The sequence below is a fragment of the Streptomyces sp. MAI_2237 genome, assembly GCF_054189285.1.
The window spans coordinates 766,815-786,659 of the sequence record NZ_JAJPGQ010000002.1 but is presented as its reverse complement, the minus strand read 5'-3'; the positions used below and the strand labels follow the sequence as shown (position 1 = coordinate 786,659).

Genomic DNA, 19,845 nt, shown 5'->3' with positions numbered 1-19,845 from the left:
GTCGCTCAGCTCCCCGTCGGCCGTACGAGTGCGGCCGCGGTGCGCAGCAGGATGCAGACGTCGTGCCACAGCGACCAGTTGTCGATGTACGCGTTGTCGAAACGCGCCCGGTCCTCGATCGAGGTGTCGCCGCGCAGACCATTGATCTGGGCCAGCCCGGTGATCCCGGTCCGCATCCGGTGGCGGGCCGCGTAACCGGGGTAGTGCTGGCTGAACTGGGCGACGAAGTAGGGGCGTTCTGGACGCGGGCCGACCAGGCTCATGTCGCCCCGGAAGACGTTCCACAGCTGGAGCAGCTCGTCGAGCGAGGTACGGCGCAGGAAGCGGCAGAACCAGGACATGCGGGCCTCGTCGGCCACGCTCCAGCGGGTCGCCGACTCGCGCTCGTCGACAGGACGGTGGGTGCGGAACTTCAGCAGCGTGAAGGGCCGGCCGTCCTTGCCGATACGCTCCTGCCGGAAGACCACCCCCGGTCCGTCGCTGACCCGCAGCACCACCGCACACACCAGCAGCACCGGAATGACCAGCAGCAGCAGCGTCCCGGAGACCAGTACGTCCAGCAGCCGCTTGCCCGTGCTCCCGCGCCGCGGCCCCTGCCCCATGTCCAGCCGTCGGCAGGAGAACCCGGCGAGCCGGTCCGGGGTCGGGTACGACGGTGAGTCCGCGTCGACCTCCCACACCGTGCACCCCGACTCGGCGAGCGCCCGCAGCAGCGGTCCCTGCTCGGTCCGTACCGAGGGATGGACGGCGAGCACGTCCCGTACGCCGTTCTGGATGAGCGCCCGCTGCACCTCCTGACCGCTCGTCAGCACCGGCAGCCCGCCAGTGCCCTCGGGGCGCTCGGCCACGATCCCGACCGGCCGCACCCCGCAGCGAGGGTGCCGCAGGACGGCGGCGGCGACACGCTGGGCGGTCGCCGCCGGGCCGATGACCAGGGCGGTGCGGGGTCGGCTGAGCAGGGCGGTGCGCCGGCGCCAGTGCACCAGGCCGCGGCTGGCGCAATCCGCCGTCGACTGGAGCAGGAAGCCCAGCAGCAGGGTGCGGGCGGACAGCGCGTGCGCCGGGGCGTACGCCGCGACGAGCGCCGCGAGCGCCGCCCAGGTCACGGCGATCCGGCCGCACACGACCGGGAGTTCGTCGAGGACGCCGGGGGCGGAGTGCGGGGGCTGCGGGCGCAGCAGCACCGACGTGGCGACCAGGAGGGCCAGCAGCAGGGGGCCCTGCTCGACGCCCGCGAACGCCACCGCGCCGAGGACCGCGGCGGTGACGTCGGCGGCGAGCAGCGGCACCGGGGAGGCGGCGCGCACCGGAGGGCGGCGGGCCGGGAACCGGAAGCCGGCCGCGGCGGTGCGCGCGGGCATGACCGAGACGGCCGAGAACCCGATGTCCCGTGGCTGCCCGCCGGGCGAGGGGACGGTACTTTCCGCGGTCACGAGTGGATGGACTCCCTGTACTCGGAGGGCACGGCGGCAGCGGCGGACACGTCGCCGAGCAGGTCGCGGTACACGCCCGCCACCGCCTCGGCCGCGTGCCGCACGTCGTGCGTGGCCAGAACGTGTCGGCGCCCCAGATGCCCGAGCGACTCCCGGAGCAACGGATCGAGCAGCAACGAGGACACGGCGTCGGCGAGTTCGCCCGGATCTCCCGGCGGGACGAGGCAACGGGGCGTGGGGACGGCCGCGGGGTTCGCGGAGTCGGTCGCGGGGGCGCCGTGGGCGCCCGCAGCGGAGGCGGCGGCCGGGTCCCGGGAGCCCGCTCCCGGGCCGGGGGTGGGGGCCGGGGCAGGGTTCCTGTTCGCCGGATTCTTCAGGGGTCGGCCGGCCGGCCGCAGGGCTGGTGGCAGGCTTTCGCGGGCTCCGTCCACGTCCGTCAGGACCACCGGGCGTCCGCAGGCCATCGCCTCCAGCGGGGCGAGTGCCATGCCCTCCCAGCGCGAGGGCAGCACGACCAGGTCGGCGGCCTGGTACCAGGGCGCGGCGTCCGGCACGGCCCCGGCGAAGACCACCGACTCGGGTGCGCGGCAGCGCAGTTCGTCGTGATCCGGCCCGTCCCCGACCAGCACCAGCCGGGCCTCGGGGAGCCGGTCCTGGACGGCGTACCAGGCGTCGAGCAGGACGTCCTGCCCCTTCTGCCGGCACAGCCGCCCCACGCACACCACCAGCGGGGCCGCCGCATCGACGTCCGGAAGCAGCGCGGCCCGTACGGTGTCGACGGCCGCGGGACGGAAACGCCCCGGATCGATGCCGTTCGGCACGACGGCCCAGCGGGCGGCGATCCCGGCGCGCGCACCGGTCGCGCGCTCCGCCTCGCTCACACACACCACCCGGGACGCCCAGCGCGCCCCCCACCGCTCCCAGCGCAGCGCCAGCGCCGCCATGCCCCCGTCGACCGCCTCGAACGACCAGGCATGCGGCTGGAACACCGTGGGGACGCACCCGCGCACCGCGAGCCGCCCGGCCAGCCCCGCCTTCGCGCTGTGCGCGTGCACCAGATCGGGCCGCGCCTCGGCGAGCACCCGCACCAGTCGGCGTACCTCTCGAACGAGTGTTGGGCCCGCCGAACGGGTCGCCCGCCAGGGGTGTACGTCGGCGCCGAGCGACCTCAGTTCGTCGGCGAGGCGGCTCGCGGGGCAGGCGACCGAGACGTGCAGACCGGCCGCGAGCTGGGCCCGCGTCAGGTCCGTCACGACACGGGCGACCCCGCCGTCCACCGGCTGGGTGATGTGCAGGACCCGGGGCCGGGGGTCGGGTGCTGGCAGGTGCATTGCGCGGTTCCTCGCTCACGGGTGGCGCTCGGGCGTCCCGCTGGGGAACGAGCCGGTAGGCCGGCTGGTCACCGCCGAGCCGCGGAGCGCTGCCGAGATCGAACAACCCCGGGGAGCGAGAGGCGTGCGATCGGCCGGCTGCATGGCTGCGTCAGGAGGTGCGCGACTCTAATCACTGCTGGCATAAACCGGTTGAAGTCGGATAAATAGGTTGGATTGATGGATTATGGCCTGTCGCCGGATCACCCCTTTGGCGGCACAACCCGCTGGCGCGTCACGCGTTGACACAGCGCCGGGTATTCGCCCGGAAGTTGTGTCAACTCCCAAGGAGCACCTCTCCATGTCGCGTATCGCGAAGGGCCTGGTCCTTACCGCAGCCGCCGCTGCGGCGGTCGCCGGCGGTGCCGGTCTCGCCTCCGCCGACTCCGACGCGCACGGCGTCGCCGCCCACTCGCCGGGTGTGCTGTCGGGCAACGTTGTCCAGATCCCGATCCACAACCCGGTCAACGTCTGCGGCAACTCCACCGACACCACCGGCCTGCTGAACCCCGTGTTCGGCAACGAGTGCGTCAACAACTGACGTCCCTCGACGGCGCTGCCTTCAGGCGCGCACTCCCTCGCCGGCCGCCCTCCCGTGGTTCCTCCGCGGGCGAGCGGCCGGTTCGCGCTGCCCCGAACGGGGCCGTGCAGTTGCGGGGCGCGAGGGGCGGTCCCACGGTGGCCAACAGGTCCCCTGCGCCACCGGAAGGAACCCCCATGCGTGGTCTGCCCGCACTGCGTATCGCGTCCTGCGCACTCTGCGTCGCCCTCCTCGTCGGTACCGCACCGGCCGCCCTGGCGGCCGACGGCGCGTCGGCCCGGGAGCAGCGTGTCCAGGCCGCGGCCCACGCACCTGTCCCCGGCGCGGACGCGCTCCTCACCCCGGTCAAGAGCCTGGGTGACCTCGGCACCGTCCTCACCCCGGTCACCGACCTGCTGAACGCGGTCCTCAAGGCCGACAACGGCCGGCTCCCGGCCGCCGACGCCGGCACGCTCGGCGAGGCCGCCATCGACGCCCTCGCCAAGGTCTCCGCCGCTGTCCGCACGGCACCCGCGACCCAGGCGCTGCCCGCCCTGCCGACGCTCGCCGAGAAAAGCTGGGACGCCAGGCCACGGGCCGCCGCCGACCTCACCGGCGACGCCTTGGCCGCGCTGCACAAGGCGATCGACGCCCTGCTCCAGGCAATCCCCTCCGGGGACGTCAGCCAGGTGGTGCCGGCCGTCACGAGCGTGGTGACCGGGCTGGTCAGCACCATCACCGCGACCCTGCTGGGCGGCCGCCTGCCCGCTGCCGACCTTCCGGGCCTGCCGGTGCCGACGCCCTCGCTTCCCGCGGCGCCGGCGCTGCCCGTCGAGTGACGGCGAGAGGCGAACTCAGGGGGCCGCCCGACCGATCCGCAGCGAGGGTCGGCCGGGCGGCTTTTCGACGGCTATTCGGCGGCCTTTCATATGAGGATGAGAGACGTTTTCTGCGCACGGGGTTTCCCTCCTGGACGTGGATCGTTGGGCACGGCGTCAGAAATCCCCCTGGTGACGTGAGTTGCCCGATGAAAGGAATCCGATGAAGTCTCTGAAGGCCGCCGCTGTCGTTGCCGGTACCGTCGCCCTCGCCGGCGCCGCCGCGCCCGCGTTCGCCTACAGCGCCTCGGACGTGACGCCCACCAGCCTCAACGGCGCCGTGAACACGCTCACCAGCGGGCACCTCATGCCTCGCGACGTGATGCCGCTGCAGCACCGGTCGAACGCGCTCGACACCGAGAACAAGGACTCCCTGCTGAGCAACGTGAAGGGCGCGACGGGGGCGCTGAACAAGAAGGGCGGACTGCTCGGCGGCCTGCCGCTCCAGCACTGAGTCACTCCAGCGCTGCATCACATCGAACCGAAGTCACGTAGTGCCGCGGGCTGTTCGAGGTGAGTCCCTCGTTCGTGTGGAGAGGGCGGAGAGCGTCCCCCGGGCGGGTGAGAAGCCGCCCGGTCGCCTTCCGGGCCGTCGATAAGGTCGCGCGGTGACCTCAACCTCAAGCGGAACCCGCCCCCTCGCCCCCGCCGAACTGGGCACCCTCGTCGTGATGGCCTGGAGCGGCAACGCCCCCGGTGGCGACATGCCCTACCTGCTCGCCTACCCTCTCGGCGACGCGGCGGCCGGCCCCGAGGCCGCGTCGGCCGCCGTCGCCGAACTGCTGGGAAGCGTCGGTCTCTCCCTCGGCGGCGAGCTGACCGACGCAGCTGCCAGGCCGAGCCTGCCGCTGAGCCTGCTGGTCGAGGGCGGCCACGCCGTCGTCACCCTGCCCGGCTCCCATGCCCAGTGCACCCCGCCGCCGGAATGGCTCGCCGCGGTCACCAAACGGGGCTACGCCTACCTGGTGTTCACCTCCCGCCCCTGGCCCGAGGCCGAGCCGGGCAAGCCCGTCGACCCGGAGGCCTTCGCCGCCTTCGCGGGCGCAGAGGAGACCCTGAACGCGGCGGCGCACGTCGTCCTGCCGGCCCGCAGGCTGCGTGGCTGACGGCGGTGGCCGCGGGGCAGCCACACGGCGCGGCGGGCCGGCACGGGCCCCGGGTTCGGTCCCTGGGCATGGAACTGCCCAGGATCGGCGGCGAGATCCCCCTGCCGACGCCGGGCCGGCCCGGCGGGCCGCGGTACGTCAAAGGCCGGCTCATCCCGGAGCACGTCCTGCCGCAGCTGCCGGTCAGCGGCGGGCTGTCCGACCTGAAGCTGCCTGAGGCGGGCGTGCCGGCCCCGGTCGTGCAGACGGCTCCCGGCGCGAACGTGGGTCTCGCTCCCGGGTTGTAGCCGGACGACGTACCCGCCGGGCCCGGACGACCGCGACCACTCCGGGGCCTCTCACGTGCCTGTGTCCGTCCGTCGGCCCCCGCAGCCCGCGTCTGTCCGTCGACACCCCTCGGCTTATGGCCGTCTGCAGCGTCCGCACCCCGTGTCCAGCCGTCGGCCTCCACGCACCGTCTCCGTCCGTCGGTCCGCGCACCCTGTGTCCATCTGTTGGCCCCGCGAAGGTGACCGCACGGCGCGACGGTCGGTTAGCGCTTCGGAGAACCGAGCGACCCGGATCGGACGAGGAGCGAGTCATGGTTGTGAGTGCAGGCGGGGTGGCGGTGGGCGCGGAGGGGGAGCCGACGAGAGCCGGAACGCGGCGGGAGATGCTGCGGGGGCTGCTGACGCCAGCGATGGCGCTGGCCCTCGCGCCCGTCGTCGCCGCCTCGAGGCCCGCGAGCGGGGAGCCCCGGCTCGGCGAGGAGGCCTTCGACGAGACCTACCACGGCCGGCGCATCCAGGGCTTCAGGACCACCGCCACCGCGATGGCGGCGCACGGCGCCGTCGGCGAGCACTGGCAGGTCACCATCGACGGACGCCCGCTGCATCTGATGCGCCGGGCCGACGGCACCTGGCTGAGCATGGTCGACCACTACCGCTCCTACTCGACTCCCCTGGAGGCCGCCCGCGCCGCCGTCGACGAGGTGGGGCCCGGGGAGCACCTGCGGGACATGGCGCCAAGGCCGATGAGCGACGAACAGACGGACATGGGGGGACACCTGCACATGGGGGAAGACGATGACGTACACGCGTAAGAACGTCAGCACGCTGACGAGCACCGAGAAGCGGCGGTTCGTGAACGCGATGCTGGAGATCAAACGGCGGGGGGAGTACGACGAGTTCGTGCGGACGCACATCGAGTACTACACCTCCGACGGGGAGAAGGGTCTGCGCGCGGCGCATATGACGCCCTCCTTCCTGCCCTGGCATCGCCGCTTCCTGCTGGAGCTGGAGGATGCGCTGCGCAGGGTCGACTCCTCGGTGAGCGTGCCGTACTGGGACTGGACCCGCGACCGCACCGCGGCCTCGACGCCCTGGACCGCGGACCTGCTCGGCGGGAACGGGCGCCGCACGGACCACCGGGTGACGACCGGGCCGTTCGCCTATGCGGCCGGCCACTGGACCATCAAGGAGGGTGTCACCGACGGGAAGTTCCTGACCCGGGACCTCGGGCGGGCCCGTGACCCCATCGCGTTGCCTACGCGAAGCGAGCTGGAGTCGGCACTCAGGGAGCGCGTTTATGACGTCTCGCCCTGGAACTCCACCGTCACCAAGGGCTTCCGCAACAAGCTGGAGGGGTGGGGGACCGGGCGGGGCAGTGTCACCTGGCGCAACCACAATCGCGTGCACCGCTGGGTCGGCGGCGCGATGGTCGGTGGAGCCTCCGTCAACGACCCGGTGTTCTGGCTCCACCACGCCTTCGTCGATCTCCAGTGGACCCGCTGGCAGGCCCGGCACAAGGGCGCCCGCTATCTGCCGGCCAAGCAGCCCGGCGTGGGCGACGAACAGCACGGGCGGATCGTCGCCCGGCACGAGAAGATGCCGCCCTGGGACGTGACGCCGGACCAGATGGAGGACGTCAGCCGGATCTACCGGTACGTCTGATCGGGCCCGGATACGGGAAGAGCCCCGGCGCCAGAGGTGCCGGGGCTCTTCCCGCGGGTGCGTCAGTTGTCGTCCCCGTAGCCACCGCTGTTGTCGTGGTGGCCGCTGATGTTGGCGCAGGTGTTGCCGAAGGCCGGGCTCAGCAGACCGGCCGCGTCGACGGTGTTCCCGCATACGTTGACCGGGATGTGGACCGGGACCTGGACGACGTTGCCCGACAGCACGCCCGGCGAGCCCACGGCCGCGCCCTGGGCTCCGGCGTCGGCCATGGCCAGGCCGGCGCCGCTGACGACGACGGCACCGGTGCCGAGCGCGACCGCGGCCACCTTCGCGATGCGAGACATCACGTTCTCCTTCTGGATAGGCAAGTGCGTCGGCACCACTCGCCGTCGCACTTCCCCTTCAACGCCGAGGCTCGCGCAGGGTCACGGCGTTCAGCGGTGCGTCATCCTTTTTGAAGACCCGCACGCACGCGCACGCACCTGGTCAGTGGCGTGGCGGCGGCGAGTGTAGCGGGGCGTCAGGTGGGCGGGACGGACTTCCCTACCGTGCCCCACGAACGAGTGCTCCGCCGCATGCTCGAAGAAAGAAGGGTCTTCACAGGCAGCTGCCTGTGAAGACCCTTCAACCCAACGTCACATTGGGAGACACCGAGGTGGGGCTTGCTCAGTGAATCACCGGCCCGCCCTGACAGCCCCTCGGGTCGGCACCGCGCGAGGAGCGGTCGGTCAGGCGGCGTTCACGCAAGCGTTGGCCTTGAGTGCCGCGCTGGTGGTGAGCACCGCGTTCAGCGCCAGAGTGATCTGGTCCTGGTTCGGCGGGACGGTCGTCACCGCCGCGATCAGGGCCTTGAGGTCCTGCTGGAGCTGAAGAGCGAGAGCCGCACAGATCGGCGTCACGGGCGGCGTCGGGAGACACAGCTGAGCCTGAAGCTGGACGACCGTAGCCTGGGCCGCGGTGATAGCCGCCTGGGCCGCGACGACATCGGGCGGCGTGGCGGCCAGGGCAGTCTCGGCGGCCTTCAGCTGCGTAGAAAGCTGAGCGCTCAGAGCGGCGCAGGTCACCGACCTGGCCTGGGTCTTCACTTCCTGAACGACAGGGACATGCTTGGTGATCTGCGGGGTCGTGGCCGCTATGGCTGCCGGGGAGAGGGCCATGGCCAGGGAGGTCAGGACCGCGGCCGACGCGACAGCGGACCCGAAGCGCTTGAAGGATGGCATTCCGCGCCTTTCTCTGTGTGTTGAATGAGGAAGCTGGTGGGGATGTCCCCGTGTTTCAGAAGGCCCCGCAACGTGATCGGTGGCAATCCAGCCATCCTGTTCACCCCGGGCCGCAGGAGGCGCCAGGAGACTGTGATCGACAGAAAACACCAGGTCAGGAGTGTTCGGAGCACGAAAGTCCTACCGCGGTTCCCATTACTGTGAATGAGTGGCCCGAAGGGCAACCAGTACGGCCCGACCCGCCGCCATCTCGCCGGGGAACGCGGCACGGCTGCCCCGGTCGGCGTCGAGCGAGTGACGTCACCGGCGACTGATGCTGCGACGGGCCGGTGTCCACCGCTCGTGGGTGGGCGTCTCGCCGTCGAAGTCCTCGACGGACGGGGTCTGCAGGGCGGCCCAGCGGTAGACGCCGGGCCTTTCGCGCCGTCACCGCACGAACGTTGCTCCCATGCTTCGTGGCGCTTGGGAGAAGAGGTGGTCGACACGTCCGAAGTTCGGCACCTGCTGGGACTCGGGGACTGCGGGACGCCCGGTGTGTCGACGGACAGCTACCTGCCCTGACCAGCAAAAACGCCCTCCCGAAGGAGGGCGGAGACGGTGCGCCCCCGGCAGGACTCGAACCTGCGGCCAAGCGCTTAGAAGGCGCCTGCTCTATCCACTGAGCTACGGGGGCCGGGTGTGTGGCCTCTGTCGTGGGCGCCCGGGTGTGGGCCGATCCGTGACGTTGCCGGGGACAAGGATAGGGCTCCCGCATCCTTGTCCCTGTTGCTTCGCCTCCGTGGCTCGATGTGGAGGTTCGGTGAAGCGGTCCTGATAATCGCAGGCAGGTACGAATCGTGCATCGCTTTTGAGCTCTCACGCACCGGGTGTTGTGCACTCGTTATGCCTGGACCGTGCCCGCGTCCCAGTCATCCCTTCCATCCCTTCTGTCCTGTCGGCGCGCTGGCGTGCTCATATGCTTCAGAATTCCCCTAAAATTGGGCATTCTTCACATGTGGTGACCTTGGACGTACGGCCTCAGCTGCTCGACGCACTCTCCGCCCTGCGCGACCGTGTCGCCGCCGCACGCTTCCCGCTGCCCCTGGCGGGGGCTCCACGCGCGCGTGCCAACCGCGACGAACTCCTCGCGCAACTCGACGACTACTTGGTGCCCCGCCTGAGAGAGCCTGAAGCGCCCCTGCTGGCGGTGGTGGGCGGATCGACCGGCGCCGGCAAGTCGACCCTCGTCAACTCCCTCGTCGGGCGGCGGGTGAGCGAGGCGGGCGTACTGCGGCCCACCACGCGCACGCCGGTCCTGGTGTGCCATCCGGAGGATCATCACTGGTTCAGCGGCATGCGCGTGCTACCCGACCTCACGCGCGTGTGGGTACCTCATCGGGAGCCCACGGACGACCTGTTGCTGCCCGGTGAGGATCCCGCGCGCGTGCTGCGCGTGGAGACCGCCGAGACCGTGCCGCCGGGCCTCGCCCTCCTCGACGCCCCCGACGTCGACTCCCTGGTGGCCGACAACCGCGTCCTGGCCGCCGAACTCATCTGCGCGGCCGACATCTGGGTCATGGTCACCACCGCCGCCCGGTACGCCGACGCCGTCCCCTGGCATCTGCTGCGCACAGCCAAGCAGTACGACGTCACCCTGGTGACGGTGCTCGACCGGGTGCCGCACCAGGTGGTCTCCGAGGTGTCCCGGCAGTACGGGGCGCTCCTCACCAAGGCCGGCCTCGGCGACGTACCCCGCTTCACCGTGCCCGAACTGCCCGAGTCCGCCTGGGGCGGCGGGCTGCTGCCGGCCAGCGCCGTGGCGCCGCTGCGGACATGGCTCGTCCATGTGACGCAGGACCCGGCCGCCCGGCAGCACGTCATGGCCCGTACCGCGCACGGGGTCCTCGACTCGCTGAAGGCGCGGATGCCCGAACTCGCCGGCGCCGCCGCCGCGCAGTACGCGGCCGCGCTGCGGCTCACCTCGGCCGTCGAGGCGGCGTACGACAGCGAGAACGCGCGCGTGCGCGGGCGGCTGCAGGCCGGGGCCGTCCTCGCCGGCGACGCCCTGAAACGGTGGCGGGCCTTTCCGCTCGACTGTTCGCCGGGTGAGTTGCTGGACGCGCTCGTGGAGAGCCTGGGCGCCCTGCTGCTGTGCGCCGTCACCGCCGCTGACGAGCGCGTCGACGACGCCTGGCGGCGCGAACCCGCGGCGCGCGCCCCGGAGCTCACGGTGCGCGACCCGTCCCTGGAGAGCGCCGAGCACCGCATCGGGATGGCCGTACGCCGGTGGCGGCGGGAACTGGAGGAATTCGCCGAGGAGGAGGTACGCGACCTCGACCGCGGCGTCGCCCCCGACACCGAGACGGTCGCGGCGCTCGTCGCCACCACACTGCTCGGCGGACGCCGGGCCCGTACGGCGGGCGAGGGACTCGCCGAGCGGATCGGCGCGCACGGCGCGCTGCGGCTGCGCGACCGGGGCGGACGGCTGCTCGCCGAGCATCTCGACCGGGTGCTGCGCACCGAGCGCGAACGCCGGCTCGCGCCCCTGGACGCGCTCGACGTGCACGTCGAACCGCAGGCCGAGCTCATCGCCGCGCTGTCCGTACTGCAGAAGGAGAGGTGACCGGTGACCGCCGTCACTGACCAGGACCACACCGAGCACGCCGACCGAGCGGGGGACACGGTGACCGAGATGGACCAGCACGACGACGCCGCTTCGGACGAGGGCCGCGCGCAGAAGCGCACCGACGCGGAGGGCCGCGCCCACGCGCGCGTGGAGAGCGACGACGACTCCGGCCGTACCGACTCCACGGAAGCGGCCGAGAGCTGGGACGACGGGCTCATCGCGCGACGCGTCACCGAGGGGGCGGCAGCCAAACAGGCGGCGGCCTTGGAGATCCGCCCGCACACCGCGCAGCCCGCCGACCCGCTCGAGCACGCCGGCGTGCTGCGTTCGCGGCTGGAGGCGCTCAGGGAACTGGTCGGCCTCTCGCGCACCCGGGTCGACAGCCGCACTCTCGCCGAGGCGGGCCGCGTCCTGGACGAGACGTCCGCGCGGCGCAGGCTGTCCGGACAGCACACCGTCGTCGCCATCGCGGGCGCCACCGGCAGTGGCAAGTCGCAGCTGTTCAACGCGCTCGCCGGGGTGCCCATCTCGGAGACGGGCGTACGGCGGCCCACCACCGCCGCGCCCATCGCGTGCAGTTGGAGCGACGGGGCGGCCAGTCTCATCGAGCGGCTCGGCATCCCGCCCCGGCTGCGGCGGCGCCCGCTGCAGAACGGCGACGCCGACTCCCAGCTGCACGGACTCGTCCTGGTCGACCTGCCCGACCACGACTCCGCCGCCGTACAACATCGCGAGCACGTGGACCGCGTCCTGGCACTCGTCGACGCGGTCATCTGGGTGGTCGACCCCGAGAAGTACGCCGACGCCGTCCTGCACGAGCGCTATCTGCGGCCCATGGCGGGACACGCCGAGGTCATGTTCGTCGTCCTCAACCAGATCGACCGGCTGCCCGGCGAGGCCACCGAGCAGGTCCTCGACGACCTGCGGCGGCTGCTCGACGAGGACGGGATCGCGCTCGGCGAGTACGGCGAACCGGGCGCCACGGTGCTCGCCCTGTCGGCGCTCACGGGCGACGGCGTCGGTGAACTGCGTGAGCTGCTCGGCCAGTTCGTGACGGAGCGCGGCGCCCCGGCGCGCCGGATCTCGGCCGACGTGGACGCCGCCGCGGCCGGTCTGTGGCCCGTGTACGCCACCCGGCGGCGGACCGGCCTGAGCGAGGAGGCGCGCGAGGAGTTCGCCGCCCGGCTCGCGGACGCCGTGGGCGCCACGGCGGCGGGCGAGGCCGCCGAACGCGCCTGGGCGCGCAACGCCAACCGCGCCTGCGGGACACCCTGGCTGCGGCTGTGGCGCTGGTACCAGGACCGGACCGAACCGGCCGGCGGGCGACTACCGTTGCGCGCCCAGGTCGACGAGGAGGCCACGGCGCGCCAGCGCGTGGAGCACGCGGTGCGGACCCTGGCCGACCGGGCCTCGGAAGGGCTGCCCGCGCCGTGGGCGCAGGCGGTGCGCGAGGCGGCCGTACGGGGATCGCAGGGGCTGCCCGAGGCGCTGGACGAACTGGCGGCGCGCGCGGGACTGCCACCGGGGCGGCCGCCCCGGCCGGGCTGGTGGCCGGCCGCCGTACTCGCCCAGGCAGCCATGACCATCCTCCAAGTGGTCGGTGGACTCTGGCTGTTGGGGCAGATCATCGGCTTCATGGCGCCCAACCTGGGAGTGCCGGTGCTGCTGATGATGGCCGGCATCGTCGGCGGCCCGCTGATCGAGTGGAGCTGCCGGATGGCGACCAGGGGGCCCGCACGGCGGTACGGCACGGAGGCGGAACGGCGACTTCGGGAGGCCGCCGCCGGCTGCGGACGGGCCCGGGTCCTGGACCCGGTGGCGGCCGAACTGCTGCGCTACCGGGAGGTGCGGGAGCAGTACGGGAAGGTCGCGGGGGTGGGTGTGGTGTGACGGGGGTTCGCTCGTCCAGGTGACGGAGTTCTCCACAGGCGGGGGGCTGTCCACAGGGCTCTGCGGGCTCGGCCCGACGGAGGCAGTCTGGCGGTGCGGCGATCACGAAAGGCGTGGTCGCGGCGTCAGACGCAGCCGTACGGGACGGGCCCGTACGCGTGTCAGGGAGGGATACGCGATGAACGAGACGATCATCTGCGCCGTGGGCAACGTGGCGACCCGGCCGGTCTACCGGGAGCTGGCCTCGGGACCGTCGGCCCGGTTCCGGCTCGCGGTGACCGCGCGGTACCTGGACCGGGAGAACAACACCTGGACCGACGGCCACACCAACTTCTTCACGGTGTGGGCCAACCGGCAGCTCGCCACGAACGCGGCGGCCTCCCTCAACGTGGGCGACCCCGTCGTCGTGCAGGGCAGGCTGAAGGTGCGCACCGATGTGCGCGAGGGACAGAACTGGACGTCGGCGGACCTCGACGCGATCGCGATCGGCCACGACCTCGCCCGCGGTACGTCGGCCTTCCGGCGGGCGGTCAGGACGGACCCGGCGGCCGCGGCACCGCGGACGGAGCCCAACTGGGAGACCCCGCCCGGCGATTCCGACGACTCTGCCCAACTGGATCCGGAACCTGCCGCCGTGACGTGATGTCAGGAGCCGTACCGAGCTGACCGGACTGCGGCTTATCGGCGAATGCGCCCGAACAACCCGGTGGATTTGTCGATAAGCCCTGCCTGCGAACCGTCCCGGCGATAACGATTCCGAGTCGGATCGGCCGTCCGATCATCGGACTTGTCAAGGGTGGTGCGTCGGATCCCTAGGATGCCGGGCATGGCTCCCGGGGCGCTCGGGGCCGCTGATTCTGCTGGTGGGACCGTTCCCCCACACTGACGGGTCCTGCTCGAAGGGGAATTCGTGTTTGCTTCGTTCTCTGCGCTGTGCGCGCGAAGGCGAGGGGCCAGGGCCCGGCTCGCCTCCGCGTTGGTGGTGTCCGGACTCGTGGCGGCCGGCGCGCTGACCGGTGCGGGCGCGGCCGTGGCCGCGGAGACCCCACAGGCCCAGGGCGGGGCGACCGCCACCATAGGCGGGCTCAAGACCTACGGCTCCGCGGTGATCCACGACAAGGTGGCCGGCGACCAGCAGGTCTCGGCGGGGCTGTTCGAGATGTCCGTCGACGGCGGCGGCACCCTGCAGACTTACTGCGTCGACCTGCGCAACCCCACCCAGCGCGACGCCCGGTACCACGAGACCTCCTGGAGCGGGACCTCACTCGGCGCCAACCGGGACGCGGGCAGGATCCGCTGGATCCTGCAGAACTCCTACCCGCAGGTCAACGACCTCGCGGCGCTCGCCGCCAAGGCGGGTGTGCGGGGCGGCCTGAGTGAGCAGGACGCGGCGGCCGGCACGCAGGTGGCCATCTGGCGCTACTCGGACGGGGCCGACGTCGACGCCGTCGACCCGCAGGCCGAAAGACTCGCCGACTACCTGCAGAAAAGCGCCGTCGACGTGGCGGAGCCCAAGGCCTCGCTGACCCTCGACCCGCCCGCGGTCTCCGGGCACCCCGGCGAGCTCCTCGGTCCGGTGACCGTGCACACCGACGCGGCCGGGGTGACGTTGACCCCGCCCGCGGACGCGGCCATCACCGGCGTGGAGATCGTCGACAAGGACGGCAAGCCGCTCACCACCGCGGCCGACGGCAGCCAGATCTTCTTCGACGTGCCCGAGGACGCGGCGGCCGGCTCGGCCGAGCTGACCGTGCAGGGCTCGACCACCGTCCCTGTCGGCCGTGCCTTCACCTCCGACAGCCGCAGCCAGACGCAGATCCTGGCCGGCTCCAGCGAGTCCACGGTCTCGGCGACCGCGAGCGCGAGCTGGGCGAGGAAGGGGGCCATACCGGCCCTCTCCGCGGTGCGGGACTGCGCCAAGGGCGGTGTCGACCTCACCGCGGCCAACAAGGGTGACGAGGCCTTCACGTTCTCCCTGATGGGGACCGAGTACAGCATTCCGGCGGGCGCTTCTCGGACTATGACGATCACGTTGCAGGAGGACCAGCCCTACGACTTCGCCATCAAGGGGACCGGCGGTCTCGAACAGCGCTTCACCGGGATCCTCGACTGCAAGACGCAGGGCAGTGAGAGCGGCGACGCGGTCCAGACGCTCAGCGAGCCGAGCCCCGCGACGGTGGGCGGCATCGCCGACGACACCAACCTCGCCGCGACCGGTGGCAGCAGCACGACCCCGCTGATCGCGGGCGTCGCGATCGGCTTCGTGGTGATCGGCGGGGCGGCGCTGATCGTGCTCCGCAAGAAGGAGGAGGCGCGGTCGCGGGGCTGACGCGGCCGGCTCGCGGGGAATTCCGTGCGAAGCCGCAAGGTCGGCAGGCAGGATGACCCCATGACCAAGCCACCGGCGTCACGGGTACACCGCACCTCCTCTGGTTCAGTGCTGTCCCTGTGGTCGCAGGACTCCGTCCTGTCGATCGGATCGGTGGGCTCGGTCCTGTCCGTCGGCTCCGTCGGCTCGGCCCTGTCCGTCGCCTCGGTCGGCAGCACGCTGTCCGTCGGCTCCCTCGGATCGGCGCTGTCGCTGATCTCGGCGGGATCATGGCTGAGCACGGGCTCGGTGCTGTCCGCACAGTCCCGCTGGTCCGTCCTGTCCTGGCGCTCCACCCGCGCCTTCCGCGCGGCCGGGGCGGTGGGTGCGGTGGCGGTGGCCGCGGCGGCCGTTTCCGCCCTGTCGCCGGCGCGACGCCGATGACGGCGGTACGCATGGCGGCGGCGGTGCTGGCCACATGGGCCACCTTGATCGTGCTCCTCCTCGCCCCCTCGCTCCTGCCGGAACGCTGGCAGTACTACATCTACTCCCCAGCGAGCGTCGGCCTGTGGATGCTGACGATGCTCGTCGCCCCCTTCGTGGTCTGCACCGTCGCCTGGCCCTGGATCCGGTCGGGCGCCGGACGCCCCGGCGACACCGACTGACCCCGGCGGTAAAAAGCCCCAGGTCAGAGTCGGCGGCCGGAACGCGTTTCCGCCCAGGGGTAGCCGTACGGCAAGATGGGGTGTATCTGCCCACTGCCAGATTTCAAGTTGCCGGACGGTTTCTCTTGGCTGAGTTCATTTACACCATGCGCAAGGCGCGCAAAGCGCACGGCGACAAGGTGATCCTCGACGACGTCACCCTGAACTTCCTGCCGGGGGCGAAGATCGGCGTCGTCGGTCCGAACGGTGCCGGTAAGTCGACCGTGCTGAAGATCATGGCGGGGTTGGAGCAGCCGTCGAACGGCGACGCCTTCCTGTCGCCCGGCTACAGCGTCGGCATCCTGCTGCAGGAGCCCCCGCTGAACGAGGAGAAGACCGTCCTGGAGAACGTCCAGGAGGGTGTCGCCGAGATCAAGGGCAAGCTCGACCGGTTCAACGAGATCGCCGAGCTCATGGCGACCGACTACTCCGACGCCCTGCTCGACGAGATGGGCAAGCTGCAGGAGGAGCTCGACCACGCCAACGCCTGGGACCTCGACGCCCAGCTCGAGCAGGCCATGGACGCCCTCGGCTGCCCGCCCGGCGACTGGCCCGTCACCACCCTCTCCGGTGGTGAGCGGCGGCGCGTGGCGCTGTGCAAGCTGCTGCTGGAGGCCCCCGACCTGCTGCTCCTCGACGAGCCCACCAACCACCTCGACGCCGAGTCCGTGAACTGGCTGGAGCAGCACCTCGCCAAGTACGCGGGCACCGTCGTGGCCATCACCCACGACCGGTACTTCCTCGACAACGTCGCCGAGTGGATCCTCGAGCTCGACCGCGGGCGCGCGTACCCCTACGAGGGCAACTACTCCACCTACCTGGAGACCAAGCAGACCCGTCTGAAGGTCGAGGGGCAGAAGGACGCCAAGCGGGCGAAGCGCCTGAAGGAAGAGCTCGAGTGGGTGCGGTCGAACGCCAAGGGGCGGCAGGCCAAGTCCAAGGCGCGTCTGGCCCGCTACGAGGAGATGGCCGCCGAGGCCGAGAAGATGCGGAAGCTGGACTTCGAGGAGATCCAGATCCCGCCGGGCCCGCGGCTCGGCAGCATCGTCGTCGAGGTCAACAACCTCAACAAGGCCTTCGGTGACAAGGTCCTCATCGACGACCTCTCCTTCACGCTGCCGCGCAACGGCATCGTCGGCGTCATCGGCCCGAACGGCGCCGGCAAGACCACCCTCTTCAAGATGATCCAGGGTCTGGAGACCCCGGACTCCGGCTCCATCAAGGTCGGCGAGACCGTCAAGATCTCCTACGTCGACCAGAGCCGCGAGAACATCGATCCGAAGAAGACCCTGTGGGCGGTCGTCAGCGACGAACTCGACTACATCAACGTCGGACAGGTCGAGATGCCGTCGCGGGCGTACGTGTCCGCCTTCGGCTTCAAGGGCCCGGACCAGCAGAAGCCGGCCGGCGTCCTCTCCGGCGGTGAGCGCAACCGGCTGAACCTCGCGCTCACCCTCAAGCAGGGCGGCAACCTGCTGCTCCTCGACGAGCCGACCAACGACCTCGACGTCGAGACGCTCTCCAGCCTGGAGAACGCGCTGCTGGAGTTCCCCGGCTGCGCCGTGGTCGTCTCCCACGACCGGTGGTTCCTCGACCGGGTCGCCACGCACATCCTCGCCTACGAGGGTGACTCCAAGTGGTTCTGGTTCGAGGGCAACTTCGAGTCGTACGAGAAGAACAAGATCGAGCGGCTCGGTGCGGACGCCGCGCGCCCGCACCGTGCCACCTACAAGAAGCTGACCCGGGGCTGATCTTGCGCCATCTCTACCGCTGTCCCCTGCGCTGGTCGGACATGGACGCCTACGGCCATGTCAACAACGCGGTCTTCGTCCGCTACCTGGAGGAGGCCCGTATCGACTTCCTCTTCCGTCCGGAGAAGGACTTCAAGCAGGGGTCCGTGGTGGCCCGGCACGAGATCGACTACAAGCGGCAGCTCGTCCACCGGCACCACCCGGTGGACATCGAGCTGTGGGTCAGTCAGATACGCGCGGCGTCCTTCACCATCACCTACGAGGTGAAGGACGACGACGTGGTCTACGTGCGTGCGTCGACGGTCGTCGTGCCCTTCGACTTCGAGGCGCAGCGGCCGCGCCGGATCACTGCCGAGGAGCGGGAGTTCCTGGAGGAGTACCGGGACGACGCCGAGGAGGAGGCCGTCGCCGCATGACGGTGCTCCACCTCGCCGACGAGGGGGAGGCGGCGGACCTCGCGGCCTTCCTCTCCCGGCTGATCCACTACGACCGTTCGGCGGCCGTGCGGTTGCAGGCCGCCGGTACCGCGCTCGCCGTCTTCGGGCGGCCGGCGTCCTTCGAGGTGCTGGCGATCCGCGCGGTGCGGCTCGCCAAGCCTTACGAGAACGGTCTCGACGTCACGCTCGACGTGACCGTCTCCGCCGGTGAACTCCTGGAGACGGTCGACGAGTCGGGCGCCACGGCCGCCGTACCGGGCGCCGTGACCGGGCCGCCGTGGGCCGGCGTGCTGCCGCCGCGCGGCGGCTGGCGGCCGGAGTCAGGGTTGCCCGCGCCCGACGCGCTGCGTGCCATGGTCGGCGCGGTGGTGGCCGAATTCCGGTCCCGTACGGAGGAGTTGGCGCCCGAACGGCGTACCAGGTCCGAACTCGACGCGATCGGGCGGGACATCTGGTCGCGCACGATCGGGGACACGCCCCTGCCGGTCCGAGCCGTGCACGCCGCCCAGTCCCTGGGGTTCCTGCGGCCCGGGGCACCCGTCGACCTGTTCTCCTCGGGAGCGTGGCTGCGGCTGCGTACGCCCTACGGGTCCGTCGCCGTACGGCGGGCGGGGGGCGGGGCCGCGGCCCTGGGCGTCAGCGTCCGCCGCTGATCACGTCCGGTCCTCGCTGTCGTCCGGGCGTACGGCGATGTGGTCGGGCTCCAGTTCCAGCGCGACGCGGTCGCGCATGCCCAGTGCCTCGGTGTACTCGGCGGGAAGCTGCAGACGGCCGGCGCGGTCGAGCATGGCGTACTCGCGGGCGACGACCGTCTCGTGGCCCGTGGTCTCGTCGACCTCGCTGCGGCGCAGGACCTCCGTGGAGGTGCGGCCGTCGCGGATCGCCACCGTGCGGCGGACCTCGCCGGCGACTGCTTGGTCGTGGGTGACGATCACGATGGTGGTGCCCAGGCGTTCGTTCGCGGTGCGGAAGGCGGCGAAGACGTGTTCCGCGGTGTGCGAGTCGAGTTCGCCGGTGGGTTCGTCCGCGAGCAGGACCGCGGGGTCGTTGGCGAGGGCGACGGCGATGGCCACGCGTTGTTGCTGACCGCCGGACATCTGGTGCGGGCGGCGGTCGCGGCAGTCCGGGATCTCCAGCAACTCCAGCAGTTCCAGGGCGCGTTCTGCGTGCGCGCGGCGGGAGGCGCGGGAGCGGGTGCCGGCCAGCTGCATCGGCAGGGCGATGTTCTGGGCGGCGGTGAGGTAGGGTAGGAGGTTGCGGGAGGTCTGCTGCCAGATGAAGCCGACGGTGGTGCGGCGGTAGGCGAGGCGGTCCTTCGCGGTCATCGTGAGCAGGTCCTGGCCCGCGACGCGGGCCGCGCCGGCGGTGGGGGTGTCGAGGCCGGCGAGGATGTTCATGAGGGTGGACTTGCCGCTGCCCGACGCGCCCACCAAGGCCATGAGTTCGCCTTCGCGGACCAGGAGATCGAGGCCCTGGAGGGCCTGGACCTCGATGCCGTCCGTGGTGAAGATGCGGACCAGGCGGTCGCAGGTGATGAGGGCGTCGTGGCCGTAGGCCGGGCGGCTGCGGGTGGACTTGGCGCGGGTCGTCAGGTCGGCGAGCGTGGGGTTGGTCGCGGTCATCGAGGTCGTCTCCTGGGCGTCGCGTCGGTGAGGCACCCGGGGGCGAGGGCGCCGTCACGGGATTTCGCTT

The 19,845-nt window shown here is 71.7% G+C and carries 21 protein-coding genes and 1 tRNA gene; 16 read left to right on the top strand and 6 right to left on the bottom strand.

Annotated elements, in window-relative coordinates; genetic code table 11:
- Positions 1-5 precede the first annotated feature (5 nt).
- A complete protein-coding gene (locus LN251_RS08395) occupies positions 6-1,433 on the bottom strand; it encodes an exopolysaccharide biosynthesis polyprenyl glycosylphosphotransferase (RefSeq protein WP_458243841.1) in 1,428 nt (475 codons plus the stop codon).
- A complete protein-coding gene (locus LN251_RS08390; RefSeq protein WP_458243840.1) occupies positions 1,430-2,764 on the bottom strand; it encodes a glycosyltransferase in 1,335 nt (444 codons plus the stop codon). The genes LN251_RS08395 and LN251_RS08390 overlap by 4 nt, the downstream gene beginning before the upstream one ends.
- A 340-nt stretch (positions 2,765-3,104) precedes the next feature.
- Between LN251_RS08390 and LN251_RS08385 the strand changes: the two genes are divergently transcribed.
- From LN251_RS08385 to LN251_RS08355, 7 genes are all read left to right on the top strand, one after another.
- On the top strand, positions 3,105-3,344 hold the full coding sequence (locus tag LN251_RS08385) for a chaplin (protein WP_458243839.1): 240 nt from the start codon (positions 3,105-3,107) through the stop codon (positions 3,342-3,344).
- 176 nt (positions 3,345-3,520) lie between these two features.
- Positions 3,521-4,162 (top strand): hypothetical protein, encoded by a 642-nt coding sequence (locus tag LN251_RS08380; protein ID WP_458243838.1) that lies wholly within the window; start codon positions 3,521-3,523, stop codon positions 4,160-4,162.
- 202 nt (positions 4,163-4,364) lie between these two features.
- A complete protein-coding gene (locus tag LN251_RS08375) occupies positions 4,365-4,655 on the top strand; it encodes a hypothetical protein (protein ID WP_458243837.1) in 291 nt (96 codons plus the stop codon).
- A gap of 154 nt (positions 4,656-4,809) precedes the next feature.
- Positions 4,810-5,307 carry a DUF5949 family protein gene (locus tag LN251_RS08370; RefSeq protein WP_458243836.1) on the top strand — a complete coding sequence of 166 codons (498 nt, stop codon included), beginning with the start codon at positions 4,810-4,812 and terminating at the stop codon, positions 5,305-5,307.
- Between the two features lie 68 nt (positions 5,308-5,375).
- On the top strand, positions 5,376-5,594 hold the full coding sequence (locus LN251_RS08365; protein WP_458243835.1) for a hypothetical protein: 219 nt from the start codon (positions 5,376-5,378) through the stop codon (positions 5,592-5,594).
- A gap of 293 nt (positions 5,595-5,887) precedes the next feature.
- The gene (locus tag LN251_RS08360; protein WP_458243834.1) at positions 5,888-6,388 is read left to right on the top strand and encodes a tyrosinase cofactor; all 501 of its coding nucleotides are present in this window, start codon (positions 5,888-5,890) and stop codon (positions 6,386-6,388) included.
- Positions 6,372-7,238 (top strand): tyrosinase family protein, encoded by an 867-nt coding sequence (locus LN251_RS08355; RefSeq protein WP_458243833.1) that lies wholly within the window; start codon positions 6,372-6,374, stop codon positions 7,236-7,238. The genes LN251_RS08360 and LN251_RS08355 overlap by 17 nt, the downstream gene beginning before the upstream one ends.
- A gap of 62 nt (positions 7,239-7,300) precedes the next feature.
- Here LN251_RS08355 and LN251_RS08350 read toward each other — a convergent pair whose 3' ends face one another.
- From LN251_RS08350 to LN251_RS08340, 3 genes are all read right to left on the bottom strand, one after another.
- Complete coding sequence (locus LN251_RS08350; protein WP_458243832.1) at positions 7,301-7,582, bottom strand: chaplin; 282 nt, start codon at positions 7,580-7,582, stop codon at positions 7,301-7,303.
- A gap of 384 nt (positions 7,583-7,966) precedes the next feature.
- The gene (locus LN251_RS08345; protein ID WP_458243831.1) at positions 7,967-8,458 is read right to left on the bottom strand and encodes a hypothetical protein; all 492 of its coding nucleotides are present in this window, start codon (positions 8,456-8,458) and stop codon (positions 7,967-7,969) included.
- Positions 8,459-9,058: 600 nt separating this feature from the next.
- Positions 9,059-9,131: transfer RNA gene (locus tag LN251_RS08340), tRNA-Arg, on the bottom strand.
- 321 nt (positions 9,132-9,452) lie between these two features.
- On the opposite strand from LN251_RS08340, the gene LN251_RS08335 reads away from it, so the two are divergent.
- The 9 genes from LN251_RS08335 to LN251_RS08295 all read left to right on the top strand — a co-directional run bounded on the left by LN251_RS08335 (position 9,453) and on the right by LN251_RS08295 (position 18,806).
- On the top strand, positions 9,453-11,060 hold the full coding sequence (locus tag LN251_RS08335) for a dynamin family protein (protein ID WP_458243830.1): 1,608 nt from the start codon (positions 9,453-9,455) through the stop codon (positions 11,058-11,060).
- Positions 11,061-11,063: 3 nt separating this feature from the next.
- Positions 11,064-12,953: a GTP-binding protein gene (locus tag LN251_RS08330; RefSeq protein ID WP_458243829.1), complete on the top strand. Its 1,890-nt coding sequence runs from the start codon at positions 11,064-11,066 to the stop codon at positions 12,951-12,953.
- 178 nt (positions 12,954-13,131) lie between these two features.
- On the top strand, positions 13,132-13,596 hold the full coding sequence (locus LN251_RS08325) for a single-stranded DNA-binding protein (RefSeq protein ID WP_458243828.1): 465 nt from the start codon (positions 13,132-13,134) through the stop codon (positions 13,594-13,596).
- A gap of 267 nt (positions 13,597-13,863) precedes the next feature.
- Positions 13,864-15,282, top strand: a complete 1,419-nt coding sequence (locus tag LN251_RS08320) for a TQXA domain-containing protein (protein WP_458243827.1) — start codon at positions 13,864-13,866, stop codon at positions 15,280-15,282.
- 60 nt (positions 15,283-15,342) lie between these two features.
- A complete protein-coding gene (locus LN251_RS08315) occupies positions 15,343-15,705 on the top strand; it encodes a hypothetical protein (protein WP_458243826.1) in 363 nt (120 codons plus the stop codon).
- Positions 15,702-15,926 (top strand): hypothetical protein, encoded by a 225-nt coding sequence (locus tag LN251_RS08310; protein ID WP_458243825.1) that lies wholly within the window; start codon positions 15,702-15,704, stop codon positions 15,924-15,926. The genes LN251_RS08315 and LN251_RS08310 overlap by 4 nt, the downstream gene beginning before the upstream one ends.
- Before the next feature lie 125 nt (positions 15,927-16,051).
- Entirely contained in the window at positions 16,052-17,716 is a 1,665-nt protein-coding gene (gene ettA, locus LN251_RS08305; RefSeq protein ID WP_058925228.1) for an energy-dependent translational throttle protein EttA, read from the top strand.
- Positions 17,717-17,718: 2 nt separating this feature from the next.
- Positions 17,719-18,132 (top strand): acyl-CoA thioesterase, encoded by a 414-nt coding sequence (locus tag LN251_RS08300; RefSeq protein ID WP_362995444.1) that lies wholly within the window; start codon positions 17,719-17,721, stop codon positions 18,130-18,132.
- The gene (locus LN251_RS08295; protein ID WP_458243824.1) at positions 18,129-18,806 is read left to right on the top strand and encodes a hypothetical protein; all 678 of its coding nucleotides are present in this window, start codon (positions 18,129-18,131) and stop codon (positions 18,804-18,806) included. The genes LN251_RS08300 and LN251_RS08295 overlap by 4 nt, the downstream gene beginning before the upstream one ends.
- On the opposite strand, the gene LN251_RS08290 is transcribed toward LN251_RS08295, so the two are convergent.
- Complete coding sequence (locus LN251_RS08290) at positions 18,807-19,775, bottom strand: ATP-binding cassette domain-containing protein (protein ID WP_458243823.1); 969 nt, start codon at positions 19,773-19,775, stop codon at positions 18,807-18,809. It lies immediately after the preceding gene.
- Between the last annotated feature and the right edge of the window lie 70 nt (positions 19,776-19,845).

What these genes read in the sequence shown, in the direction of transcription:
- LN251_RS08390 (WP_458243840.1), bottom strand. Translation starts at nt 2,764, where the DNA reads ATGCACCTGCCAGCACCCGACCCCCGGCCCCGGGTCCTGCACATCACC.
- LN251_RS08385 (WP_458243839.1), top strand. Translation starts at nt 3,105, where the DNA reads ATGTCGCGTATCGCGAAGGGCCTGGTCCTTACCGCAGCCGCCGCTGCG.
- LN251_RS08380 (WP_458243838.1), top strand. Translation starts at nt 3,521, where the DNA reads ATGCGTGGTCTGCCCGCACTGCGTATCGCGTCCTGCGCACTCTGCGTC.
- LN251_RS08375 (WP_458243837.1), top strand. Translation starts at nt 4,365, where the DNA reads ATGAAGTCTCTGAAGGCCGCCGCTGTCGTTGCCGGTACCGTCGCCCTC.
- LN251_RS08365 (WP_458243835.1), top strand. Translation starts at nt 5,376, where the DNA reads ATGGAACTGCCCAGGATCGGCGGCGAGATCCCCCTGCCGACGCCGGGC.
- LN251_RS08360 (WP_458243834.1), top strand. Translation starts at nt 5,888, where the DNA reads ATGGTTGTGAGTGCAGGCGGGGTGGCGGTGGGCGCGGAGGGGGAGCCG.
- LN251_RS08355 (WP_458243833.1), top strand. Translation starts at nt 6,372, where the DNA reads ATGACGTACACGCGTAAGAACGTCAGCACGCTGACGAGCACCGAGAAG.
- LN251_RS08350 (WP_458243832.1), bottom strand. Translation starts at nt 7,582, where the DNA reads ATGTCTCGCATCGCGAAGGTGGCCGCGGTCGCGCTCGGCACCGGTGCC.
- LN251_RS08345 (WP_458243831.1), bottom strand. Translation starts at nt 8,458, where the DNA reads ATGCCATCCTTCAAGCGCTTCGGGTCCGCTGTCGCGTCGGCCGCGGTC.
- LN251_RS08325 (WP_458243828.1), top strand. Translation starts at nt 13,132, where the DNA reads ATGAACGAGACGATCATCTGCGCCGTGGGCAACGTGGCGACCCGGCCG.
- LN251_RS08315 (WP_458243826.1), top strand. Translation starts at nt 15,343, where the DNA reads ATGACCAAGCCACCGGCGTCACGGGTACACCGCACCTCCTCTGGTTCA.
- LN251_RS08310 (WP_458243825.1), top strand. Translation starts at nt 15,702, where the DNA reads ATGACGGCGGTACGCATGGCGGCGGCGGTGCTGGCCACATGGGCCACC.
- LN251_RS08295 (WP_458243824.1), top strand. Translation starts at nt 18,129, where the DNA reads ATGACGGTGCTCCACCTCGCCGACGAGGGGGAGGCGGCGGACCTCGCG.
- LN251_RS08290 (WP_458243823.1), bottom strand. Translation starts at nt 19,775, where the DNA reads ATGACCGCGACCAACCCCACGCTCGCCGACCTGACGACCCGCGCCAAG.